Here is a 12,041-nt window from a genome sequence, read left to right on the forward strand (position 1 = left end):
TCTAGGTTGGTGATGGCACCCCAGGACTCGGATTTGCGAATCGTTGTCACTGGCAACCTCGGCTACGTCGGCAGCGTTCTTACTCCTCGCCTACGGGCGGCCGGTCACGACGTGCTGGGACTGGATGTGGGACTGTTCAAGGACTGCACGCTAGGGCCGGCGCCCGATGACGGTGGGCGGTGCCTCGACGTGCGCGACGTGACGCCGGCTGATCTCGACGGGGCGGACGTTGTGATCCATCTTGCCGGGCTGAGCAACGACCCGCTCGGCGACATTGACCCGGAGTTGACTACCCGGATCAACACTGATGCCACGGTGCGGCTCGCAGAGGCGGCCAAGCGGGCGGGTGTCCGTCGCTTCTTGTTCTCCTCCTCGTGCTCGATCTACGGAGCGGCCAAACCAGGTCGTCTGCTGGATGAGTGCTCCGAACTGAACCCGCTGTCATGGTATGCCGATTCGAAGCTGCGGGCGGAAGGTGCGCTCGGCAGCCTCGCGGATGAAACGTTCAGCCCGGTGTTCCTCCGCAGCGGTACCGCATACGGCTACTCGCCGAGGCTGCGCACCGACCTCGTCATCAACGACCTGACGGCTCAGGCCGTGCTGACCGGAGAGATCACGGTCCGGTCCGATGGCACGGCTTGGCGCCCCTTCGTGCACGTCGAGGACATCGCGGCAGCTTTCGTGGCCCTGCTGAGGGTTCCGCGAGAGGCCACTCACGCGCGTGCTTTCAACGTCGGGCAGACCGCGGAAAACTATCAGATCCGGGATGTGGCCCGGATTGTGGCGGAGGCGGTGCCGGGCAGCCGGATGACCATCGCCGGCACGACGAATCCCGACAGTCGCGACTACCGGGTGTCCTGCGAGCGCATTACGAGCGAGGTGCCGGCCTTTCGTGCGCGATGGAGCGCCAGAGATGGGATCGAGCAGCTCGTCCGGGGGTACCGCCGATTCGGTATTCGCCGAGAGGACGCAGAGGGGCCACGTTTTCAACGGCTGAAGCTCATTCGGGCGCTCCAGAACACCGGACGCCTTGACGGGCAGCTTCGTGTGGCAGGCTGACCTAACGCGAGGGGATCGATGTACCGGAGCATGCTGAAGTCCAAGATTCATCGCGCCACTGTCACGCAGGCGGACCTCAATTACATCGGTTCCCTGACGGTTGACGCGGAGCTGATGAAGAAGGCCAATCTCCTGCCCGGCGAACACGTGCACGTCGTGGACGTCACCAACGGGGCCCGGCTGGAGACGTATGTCATCGAGGGTCAGGCCGGCTCGGGTGTCATCGGCATCAATGGCGCGGCCGCCCACCTGATCAGCCCGGGTGACCTGGTCATCATCATCAGGTATGCGGCAATGCCCGACGACGAGGCGCTGTCCTACGCTCCGACCGTCGTCTTCGTGGACGAACGCAACCGGTTGGTGGACCGCTACCAGGCACTCGACCGCTGATCGAGCTGCCGCCCGGTGCGCGGAGCGACCCGGGGGCGCGGCTACGATGGGCGGAATGCACCTCGAGATCACGAGCCTGAGCAACCCTCGGCTGAAGCAGCTGGTGGCGCTGCGCCGCCGCCGGGCGCGGGAACGGCTGTCGGTGACCCTGGTGGAAGGGTACGAGGAGCTTGTTCTGGCGTTGGATGCGGGAGTCCGGCCGAAGGAGCTGTATTTCTGCCCAGAGTTCGGGCGCCATGATCAGGGGGTTGTCGAGCGGGCGACGGCGTCCGGTGCTGAGGTCCTTCGGCTGAGCCGGGCGGCGTTCGAGAAGGTCGCCTACCGGGAGTCCCCGGACGGCTGGTTGGCGGTGGTCCCGGCTGTGGCGGACGTCCTGACGTCGTTGAGGATCGCGCCGGACTCGCTGTTGCTGGTGTGCGAAGCGGTCGAGAAGCCCGGGAACATCGGCGCAATCCTCCGTACCGCGGACGCGGCCGGGGTGGCGGCGGTGCTCGCTGCCGACCCGGTCATCGACTGGGGTAATCCGAATCTCGTTCGGGCCAGCAAGGGCACGATCTTCAGCGTGCCGGTGGCGTCCGGTACCTCCGACGACGTGCTGCGATGGCTGGACGAGCACGCCGTGCGGTTGGTGGCCACTACACCGGGCACCGACACGGGACTGACCGACGTCGACCTGACCGGTGCGGTGGCGATCGCGGTCGGCTCGGAGATGGGGGGCCTCTCTGCCGCCTTCCTTGCGGCCGCCCAGGCTCGCGTCAAGATCCCGATGTTCGGTCGGATCAACTCGCTGAACGTCGCCACGGCCGCTGCCATTGCCGTGTACGAGGCGGTACGACAGCGGTCCACGGGCGCTGCCACGATGTGAGACGGCAACCGCTTCCCGCGTGGAAGCGGTTGTTGGCCTCCTGCCGCGATGTTTAGGTTGGCCTTGGCTGAGGGGCGATCGCGTACACGCAGGACTGCAGGAGGACCGATGCTTGACGGACCGGCAGGGGCCACCGGCTTTGACGACGAGAGTGGTTGGTTTTTCGTCGTGGTCAACGCGGAGGAGCAGTACTCGATCTGGCCGGGCCAATTGTCGTTGCCTTCGGGATGGCAGGAAGCCGGTCACCGGGGCGATCGCGCGTCTTGTTTGGCGTATATCGACGAGGTCTGGACCGATCTGCGTCCACTGAGTTTGCGCCAGCAGATAGCGGATTGACCCGAGGAGTCACCAGGTATGGACACCCACACCGGCGATGTGCGCGCGGCCCTCGCGGAACAGCTGCGGCACGGCCGTGAAGCTCCGGCCGGCCGCGCCGGCGTCGAGTTCGTGCCAGGCGCGCTGTCGCCGTCCGAGCAACGGATCTGGTTCGTCGACCAAAGCGCCGACACCATGGGTTCGCTGAATACACATCTCGCTCGTCGGCTCAGCGGCTCGCTCGATGTCGCGGCGTTGCGCGCGAGCATCGAGGTGTTGTGTTCCCGCCACGAGCCGCTGCGGTCGACGTACGCCGAGCACGACGGCGAACCGCATCGGGTGCCCTACGACCGGCCGCCGATGTTCGAGGTCCGGGACCTGCGCGGTCGTCCTGAGGATGCGATGGAGCTCGTGTCTGCCGAGGTGCAGCGTGAGTTCGCACTCGCGTCCGAGCCGCCGCTGCGCACGATGCTGCTCCGCATCGCAGACGACGAACATATCCTGGTGTTCACCGTGCACCACATCGCGTTCGACGGCACATCGGTCGCTGTGTTGGTCCGGGAGATTCGGGCGCTGTACACGAGGGAACTGCTCCATGTGGAGGCCCAACTGCCGGAGCTCAAGCTGCCGTACGCCGAGGTCGTGGCGCAGCAGCGTGAGCGCGGCGAGAACCCGGCGGATGCGGCGTACTGGGGGGAACAGCTCGCGGGTGCACCCGCTCTCACCGCGTTTCCTGGCGACCGACCCCGTCCAGCGAAGCAGTCCTACCACGGTGCGACCCGGACCTTCACAATCGACGCAGAGACCGCCGCCGGCCTGTCGGATCTCGGTCGAACCCGGTCGGCAACGCGATTCATGGTGCTGTACGGATCGTTCGCGACGCTCCTCTCCCGGTACGGTGCGGGTGGTGACGTCGTCATCGGCGCGCCAATCGCCAACCGGACGGCGTCCGGACTCGACGACCTGATCGGGTGCTTCGTCAACCTGCTCCCGCTGCGTCTGCGGGTGGACATGAGGGAGTCGTTCGAGGAGCTGTTGGATCGGACCCGCACCATGTGCCTCGACGCGTACGCGCATCAGGCCATCCGCTTCGAGCGACTCGTTAGACTTGCCGGCTTGGAGCGCAGCGCCGATCGGCACCCGCTGTTCCAGACGATGCTGGTGCTGCAACCCGGAGCAGAAGCGCGTCTCGACCTACCTGGTCTCGCGGAGACCGCGTTGGTGGTGCCGACCTCGCACAGCCAACTCGATGTGACGGTGACGGTCATCGAGGAGTCGGCGAGTCTTCATGGTTTCGTCGAGTTCAGCACCGACCTGTTCGATCCGCCCGCCATCGACCGGTTGATCGGGCATTGGCAGCAGCTGCTGCGTGCGGCGGTCGAGCGACCGACCGTGCCTGTCGGCGAGCTCGCGTTGATGAATGGGTCGGAGCGTGCCGAGCTAGCCGGTTGGCAGTGCGGCGGCGATGTGCTGCGCGCGCCGGGTGGTCTGCACGAGTTGGTCGCCCGGGAGGCGGCGCGGCGGCCGGACGCCGTCGCGGTGGTCGCTGCTGACGGCCGTCTCTCGTTCGGGGAACTGGAGCAGCGTGCCGCCGGCATCGCCGGCGCGCTTGCCGATAACGGCGTGAGGCGTGGTGATGTGGTCGCGGTCGTGCTGGAGCGCTGCACCGACCTGGTAGCCGCGTTGTACGGCGTTCTCAAAGCCGGGGCCGCGTTCCTGCCGATCACGCCGGGCGAGCCAGCCGAGCGGTCCGCGGCCATGCTCACCGAATCCGCCGCTGTCGCGGTCGTCACGCATACCCGGCATGTCCCAGCCGGTGTGTCGCCCGCCGCCCTGGTGCTTCTCGACGACCAGTTGTCCCCGCCACCGGCTGACTTCGTGGCGGTGGCGTGTCGTGATGCGGACGCGGCATATGTGCTTTACACCTCCGGCTCGACCGGCGGTCCGAAGGGCGCGGTCAACACTCATGGCGGCATCGTCAACCGGCTGCTGTGGATGCGCGACACGTACGGCATCGGCGCGGATGATCGCGTCCTGCACAAAACGCCGATTTCGTTCGACGTCTCGATCTGGGAGGTCTTCCTCCCGTTGATCTGCGGGGCGACCCTGGTGATGGCAAGGCCCGACGGCCACCGCGACCCCCAGTACCTGCTGTCATTCATCGCCGAACAGTCGATCACGGTCACCCACTTCGTGCCGTCGATGCTGCGCGAATTCGTGGCTCAACCCGGACTTGACCGCTGCGCCGCACTGCGGCAGGTGTTCTGCAGCGGCGAGGTGCTGCCGGCGGACCTGAGCCGGGCTCTGGGCGCCGAGCTGCCGGTGCGGCTGCACAACCTATACGGCCCGACCGAGGCGGCGATCGACGTGACGGCCTGGGAGTGCGGGCCGCTGGACGGCGCCACGGTGCCCATCGGACGGCCGATAGCGGGCGTGCGCGCGTTGGTCCTCGACGAACGCATGCGCCCGACGCCGTGTGGCGTCCGTGGCGAGCTGTACCTCGGCGGGGTCGCGTTGGCGCGGGGATACCTGGGCCTCAGCGGTCTCACCGCGGCCCGGTTTGTGCCGGATCCCGGAGGCAATGGTGAGCGGCTCTACCGGACGGGTGACCGTGCCCGGTGGCGACCGGACGGCTCATTGGAGTTCTGCGGTCGACTCGACGATCAGCTCAAGATTCGCGGCGTGCGCATCGAGCCCGTCGAAGTCGAGGCCGTGATCGCCGGATTCGACGGCGTGGCGGCCTGCGCGGTTGCCGGACGCGCCCTCGACGGCATCGACCGTTTGGTCGCGTTCGTGGTAATGGAGGGCGGCACCTCGGTCGACATCGACGCGCTGCGCCGTTTCATCCGCGGCCAGTTGCCCGATGGCATGGCACCGTCGGTCTTTTCGACCGTCGCCGCGCTGCCGCTGACGAACAGTGGCAAGCTCGACCGTGCGGCGCTGTCCACAATGGAGGTTGCGCCGGTGTCGGCGTCGGGCGACGGCCGGGAGCCGCGCACGGCCACCGAGCGTATTGTCGCCCAGGTGTGGCGGGAGGTGCTGCGCGCCCCGGACGTTGGCGTCGACGACAGCTTCTTCGATCTCGGTGGCCACTCGCTGCTGCTGACCGGCGTGCTCGCCAAGCTGCGCGAACACTTCCCGCGGGTGCCGCCGGTTCGAGTGTTCTTCGAAGACCCCACGGTGGCGGGACTGGCGCTCGCGATCACCCGGATGATGGCCGACGCGGCGTCTCCCGACCTCATCCAGCGCCTCCTCAAGGAAGCCGCTGGCGAATCTCCACGTGGCTGCGGTGTCTTACGCGAGCGTCCCGCACCGGTGGTCGACGTCACCGACCCGGTCGCGGCGCTGATGAGCGGTGCCGACAGCGCGAACGACAATCCCGGGATCATCACCACGTTCGTCATGCCAACCTGCGACCGGGTCGCCGCTTTTGAGCGTGGCCTGTCGAGCTACATCGCCAACGCGGAGCGCCACCGTCGTAGCGTCGAGTTTGCCGTCTTGGACAACTCCGCCGAAGCGGTTACCCGTGCACGGTACCGCGAACTGCTCTCATCCATGGCCGCGCGCACCGGCCGGACCATCCGGTACGCCGGTTTCGAAGAAAAGCATGCGTGGGCCGAGCGGTTGGCACGCGAGACCGATGTGCCCCGCGAGGTGATTGTCCACGCCCTGCTGGGGCATCGGGATGGAACCTTCAGTAACGGCGGCAACGTCAACTCGTGGCTGCTGGACACCGTCGGCGAAATGGTTATGTCGGCCGACGACGACACCATTTGCGATCTCTTCATGCCGCCCGGTGCGTCGGCGGATGCCGTCGCCGTTCGGCTAGGTGTGCCTGACAGCAATTGGGCGTTCGGTTCCCGCGAGGAGATGTTCGCCGCAATCGAGCCGGTCGACGTCGACCTGTTGGCCGCACAGGAGGCGATGCTCGGGCGGTCGCCAGCGGGATTCGCGGCCGGGCTTCGCGACCGAAACATGCCGATTGAGGTCCAGCGGCTCGACCCGGCTCTGGTCGGCGGCGCGCCCGGTGTGCATGGCCGCGTCGCGGTCACCGTCCCGAGTCTCGTCGGTGACTGTGGCTGGGCCTCGCCCAGCCCGTACCTGCGTCTTGAAGGTGACAGCTTCACCCGGCTGACTCGCGACGAGGCGACGTACCGGCAAGCCTGCACGAGCCGACTGAACCTGCGCTTCGTCGACCGGCCGACGTTCGCTGGCCGGGTGGGCAGCTTTATGAACACCTTCTACGGCCTGGACAACCGCGACATCGCGATGCCGAACCTGCCGTCGGCACGCGGCAACGACACCGTCAGCGGGGCGACGGCAACGGCGTGCATGCCTGGCGCGTACTTCGGACACGTGCCGCTGGCCATTCGACACGAGCCGATGGAGAGGCGCAGATTCTGGCCGGGCGAAGTGGTGCGCAGCGCATCCGGCGTCGACTTCAGCAGTGTCCTCGTCGCGCTGGTGCAGGCATGGGAAGCAGACGACGTCATGCTTACCGACGCGGGTCGGATGCGGGCGCTCGGGCGGCACCTGGGTGACCTCGCGCGGTCGCCGGAGCCGGAGTTCCATGCCGAGGTCGAACGTGTGGTCCGCGCGCGGGCCGAGGCGGAGCTCGCCGAGATGGAAACGCGCCTGGCCGCCGGCGGACCGCGGTTCTGGACGGCCGACCTGGCCTCGTATCTGAGGGTGCGACGGGAGTCGATGGAGCGGCAGGAGTTCACCGTGCCGCTCGACCTGCTCGTCGACCATGGGCTGCAGCGCGCCAGAGAGCTGACGCAAGAGTTCGTAGCGCAGTTCGGCGACCTACTCCGTCACTGGCCCGCCCTGGTCGATGGCGCACGCCGCTTGCGACAGGCAGGCGTGCGGCTCTCGGTCGTGTGCGACGGGGCGGCGTAACACACAATGGAGCCGGACGGGATCCGAGCCGACCTTCAAAGGCAGCTGTCCGCGCTGACCCCGGTTCAGCGAGCGCGATTCGAAGAACTGCTGGCTTCGCACAATGCGCAGACCGATCGCGTCGATCGACCGTTGCCAGGGATGGCAGGGGAGTGGACACCGCTGTCCTACCAGCAGGAGCGGATCTGGTACCTCAGTCAGCTCGAATCCGACCTCGGTCAGTTCAACGTCGTGATGGCTCTGGATCTCCACGGTGTGCTAGACGTGTCCGCGCTCGAACGGGCTCTCGCCGGCTTGGCGTCGCGCCACGACGTTCTGCGTTCCGCCATCCGGGTCGTTGACGGCGTTGCGATGCAGCAGGCAACCCCGCCCGCGCGGGTGTCGTTGCGTCGGATCGACGCGCGGGGGCGCAGCGGCACGGGAGCCACCGCGGCCGTCGACCGCGTCACCGTCGAAGAGAAGCACCGACCGTTCGACCTCGGGCGCGGTGCGCTGTTGCGCGCGTGCCTCGTGACGCTGCCCGATGACGGGTACACCCTGGTGTTGACGGTGCACCACGTCGCGTTCGATGGCTGGTCGGCCGCAGTCCTCTCCCGGGAGCTCAAGGAATTCTACGGCGCGTACGCGTCGGGCACCGAGCCGGATCTGCCGCAACTGCCGCTGCGCTACGCCGACTTCGCCGCTTGGCAGCGCCAGAGCGGCGAAGTGACCGCCGACGTCGCGTATTGGCGGGGACATCTCGACGGAGCACCGCACACCGTCACGTTCCCCGGCGACCGGCCTCGGCCCGCGACTCAAACATTCCGCGGCGAAACAATAACCTTCGTCGTCCCGTCCGAGGTGGTCACCTCACTCGTCGAGCTCGGGCGATCGGCCGATGCCACGCTGTTCATGGTGCTCTATGCGGCATTGGCCACGCTGATGTCCCGTTATGGCGCGGGAACCGACATCGTCATCGGCACACCGGTGGCCAACCGCACCAGACCGGGCCTCGACGACCTCATTGGCTGCTTCATCAACCTGCTGCCGCTGCGCATCGGTGTGCGCCTGGACGAGACGTTCCGGGACCTGCTTGTGCGGGCGCGCGATGTCTGCCTCGACGCCTACAGCCACCAGGACCTCCCGTACGAGCGAGTGTTGCGGGAGTTGACGCTCGCCCGGGACCAGTCGCAGTCGCCGCTGTTCCAGGTGATGCTGGTGCTGCACAACGCGCCGGCGCACGCGTTTGGCTTGGCGGATCTACGGGTCGGCTACCGTGACGTGGCCGGAACCTCTGCTCAGATGGACATCGGCATTGCTGCGGTGCCGCGCGATGGCCGGCTCGAGTGTGCCGTCGAATTCAGTACCGACCTGTATGACCGGCCGACGGTGGAGCGGATCGTAAAGCACTGGCAACGGCTGTTGGCCGAGATCGCCCGCGACGCCCGGGCGGTGGTCGGTGACGTACCACTGCTGTCGGCGGATGAGCAACGCGCCTTGCACGAGTGGAGCGCCGGCCCCGCGGCCAGTCCGGACGATCTCGACCTGGTGGGGCTGTTCCATCGGCGAGTCGCGCTCGAACCGGACGCCACGGCACTGGTGATGGACGATGAACGTTGGTCGTACCTAAGACTGTCGGGGTTGGTCGACGCCCTCGCCGTCGCCCTGGATGAGCAGGGGGCCGCCGCCGAGAAGGTTGTCGTGCTATGCATTCCCCGCTCGCCGGCGCTGATCGCGGCGGTGCTCGCGGTGCTGCGCTGCGGCGCCGCGTTTCTCACCGTGGATCCCGCGCTGTCCCCGCAACGGCGTGTCTCCGCGGTCCGGGACAGCAAGGCGCACGTGGTGCTGACCACCGCCGCGCTGGCAGACAGATTCTGCGGCCTCGGCGCGGCGCTGATCACCGTGGACGACGTGGACCGCCCGGGCGGCCCCCTGCCGCCGATGCCGGCGCTCCGGTCCGAGGGGCTCGCCTACGTCATTTACACCTCAGGATCTACCGGCGTGCCGAAAGCGGTCATGGGCACACACCGATCACTGCTCAACCGGCTGCGGTGGGCATGGCGCGCGTATCCGTTCGACGCGCGGGAAGTCTGCGTGCAGAAGACCGCGGTATCCTTTGTCGACGCGGTGGCCGAGTACCTCGTCGGGCTCCTCGCCGGCGTGCCGACCGTCATCATCGACGACTCGACGGTCCGCCGGGTGGAACGGTTCGTCGATCGGTTGGCCTCGGCAGGTGTTACCCGTGTCGTGCTCGTGCCGTCCTTATTGCGGGCGATGCTGGCGATCCCCGATCTGGCGACCCAACTGCCGGCGCTGCGGCTGGCCATGACCAGCGGTGAGGCGATCGAGCGTCGGCTCGTCACCGAACTGCGCACCAGAATGCCAGCTATGCGGCTCGTGAACCTCTACGGTTCGTCCGAGGTCGGCGCCGACGTGATCGCCTGGGATTGCGTGGACGAGGCAGCGGGCCCTGTGCCGATCGGTCGACCGATCGACGGTGTCGTCGTCCGCGTCGTCGACGATCGGCTGCGGCTGGTGCCCCCCGGCGTCGTCGGTGAGGTTCTCGTGGGTGGCGTGGCACTAGCCCGGGGGTACGCGGGACGACCCGGGCTGACGGCGTCGCGGTTCGTGCCCGATCCCTGGGGTAACGGCGATCGCCTGTACCGTACCGGCGACCGTGCGCGCTGGCGCCGCCAAGGCGTACTGGAGTTTGCCGGGCGACTCGATGGCCAAGTCAAGATCCGGGGTGCGCGAATCGAGCTTGGCGAGGTTGAGGCCGCGATCCACCGAGTGCCAGGGGTGACCGGCTGCGCGGTGACAGCGCGCGCGTTCGACGACGACACCCGCCTGGTCGCGTTCGTCACCGTGGAGCGCGACAGCAAGCTTGACGGACGCGCCCTCCGCGAGGCGGTTCGGTCGCGGCTTCCGGACCTGCTGGTGCCGTCGGTGTTCGTGGTGCTCGACGCCCTGCCGACCACGCGGACCGGCAAGGTCGATCGACAGGGGCTGCGCCACTTCGAGGTGCAGCCATCCCAGACGGGACGGGCGCCGGCAACACCGACCGAGCGGGTGATCGCGCCGGTATGGGCTGAGGTGCTCGGTTTGGCTTCCGTTGGCGCCGACGACAACTTCTTCGACCTGGGCGGCCACTCGCTCCTGATAACCCGGCTGGCGGCCCGACTGACGGCGGCGTTGGGCCGCGACGTCACCACTCACCTGGTCTTCCACCATCCGAGCGTCGCTCAACTGGCAGCCGCGCTCGACCGAACCGCAGTGGCGAACGTGCCGGCCGTCGCCGGTGCTCCGCCCATTCGCATCGGCGCGGAGCGGCGGTCCCAGGCCCCGTCCCTACCGCGCTTTCCGGCAACGGACCTCGTGCGGATGCAACCTGACCGCGCCGACCTCGCAATCGAGGAGGGCCGCGCGCCGGCTCTGGATGCAGCGGCCCTGACCTACCTCCCTGACTCGTGGATAGCGGCGGGAGTCCTGCGTGACCGGTGCGGCGTCGAATTGCATGACTCCGGGGCTACCCTCGGCAATGTCATAACCACGCCGGCGGGCCGCATCGGCGTCCTGATCCTGCCATGTAGTGGGAGTCAGCTCTTCATCGACGAGACGGCGGCCGTCGACATGCTCGAATCTGCTATGCGACGGGCCGACCGGTTGGGCGCTCGTGCCGTCTCGCTGACCGGCCTGCTGCCGTCGGCCAGCCGGTACGGTGCCGCGCTCGCCGAGCGGATGCAGGGCTCATCGCCGGTCACAATCACCACCGGTCATCCGGTCACCGCCTGCGCCGTCGTGCACACCGTTACCGAGGCCCTGGGTCGAACGGCCCGATCGCTGGAGGACGAACGCCTCTGTGCACTCGGTCTCGGCTCGATCGGTACGTCGAGCCTGCGACTGCTGCTCGCGACGCAGCCACACCCGGAGTCGATCATGCTTTGCGATCTGTACGGCAAGTACAGCCAGCTGACCGAGTTCGCTGACGAGCTTCGCGAGTGCTTCGACTATCGGGGCGCTCTGCAGCTGTTGCCTTCGGGTGGCATGCTGCCGGACGAGGCATACGCCGCGACGACCATCATCGGCGCGACGAGCATGCCCGACGTCATCGAGGTGTCCAAGGTGAGACCCGCAACGATCGTGGTTGACGACTCGTACCCCCACTGCTTCGACGTCGAGGCCGCCAACCAGCGCATGATCGTCGCAGCCGACGCGATGTTCATCGAGGCCGGCATCGTCCGCTCGCCCGTCCCGCTACCCGAGGATCGATACGTACCGCCGTGGATGTCGAATCTGCCGGGAGTCGAGCACGCGCGCCGCCGCGACCCGAACGAAATCATGGGATGTACGCTCGCGGCCGGACTGCTAGCCGCCGACACCGGGCTGGCGCCGACCCTGGGTCTACCGGAGCACAAGACCGTGCTCGAGCACTTTGCCGCGCTGGCCGCAGCAGGCTACGGCGCTGCCCGCCTGCAGTGCGCGGGCGCGCCGGTGCTCAACGGGCTCGTCGAGCGGCTCGGCGCGCGGAGGTAAC

Annotated in this window: 6 protein-coding genes; all 6 read left to right on the forward strand. The window is 67.9% G+C overall.

Translation table 11 applies throughout. From position 1 onward, the window contains the following. Positions 1 to 12: 12 nt before the first annotated feature. The 6 genes from Athai_RS06710 (at position 13) to Athai_RS06735 (ending at position 12,040) form a co-directional block, all read left to right on the forward strand. On the forward strand, positions 13 to 1,059 hold the full coding sequence (locus Athai_RS06710) for an NAD-dependent epimerase/dehydratase family protein (protein WP_203965366.1): 1,047 nt from the start codon (positions 13 to 15) through the stop codon (positions 1,057 to 1,059). An 18-nt stretch (positions 1,060 to 1,077) separates the two neighbouring features. Then, the gene (gene panD, locus Athai_RS06715; RefSeq protein ID WP_203960682.1) at positions 1,078 to 1,449 is read left to right on the forward strand and encodes an aspartate 1-decarboxylase; all 372 of its coding nucleotides are present in this window, start codon (positions 1,078 to 1,080) and stop codon (positions 1,447 to 1,449) included. A 55-nt stretch (positions 1,450 to 1,504) separates the two neighbouring features. Then, positions 1,505 to 2,314, forward strand: a complete 810-nt coding sequence (locus tag Athai_RS06720; RefSeq protein WP_203960683.1) for a TrmH family RNA methyltransferase — start codon at positions 1,505 to 1,507, stop codon at positions 2,312 to 2,314. A gap of 108 nt (positions 2,315 to 2,422) precedes the next feature. Continuing rightward, positions 2,423 to 2,650 carry an MbtH family protein gene (locus tag Athai_RS06725; RefSeq protein ID WP_203960684.1) on the forward strand — a complete coding sequence of 76 codons (228 nt, stop codon included), beginning with the start codon at positions 2,423 to 2,425 and terminating at the stop codon, positions 2,648 to 2,650. 18 nt (positions 2,651 to 2,668) lie between these two features. Further along, entirely contained in the window at positions 2,669 to 7,528 is a 4,860-nt protein-coding gene (locus tag Athai_RS06730) for a non-ribosomal peptide synthetase (RefSeq protein WP_203960685.1), read from the forward strand. A 141-nt stretch (positions 7,529 to 7,669) separates the two neighbouring features. Continuing rightward, the gene (locus Athai_RS06735) at positions 7,670 to 12,040 is read left to right on the forward strand and encodes a non-ribosomal peptide synthetase (RefSeq protein ID WP_203960686.1); all 4,371 of its coding nucleotides are present in this window, start codon (positions 7,670 to 7,672) and stop codon (positions 12,038 to 12,040) included. Position 12,041: the final 1 nt, after the last annotated feature.

The organism is Actinocatenispora thailandica, from assembly GCF_016865425.1.
GTDB classification, from domain to species: domain Bacteria; phylum Actinomycetota; class Actinomycetes; order Mycobacteriales; family Micromonosporaceae; genus Actinocatenispora; species Actinocatenispora thailandica.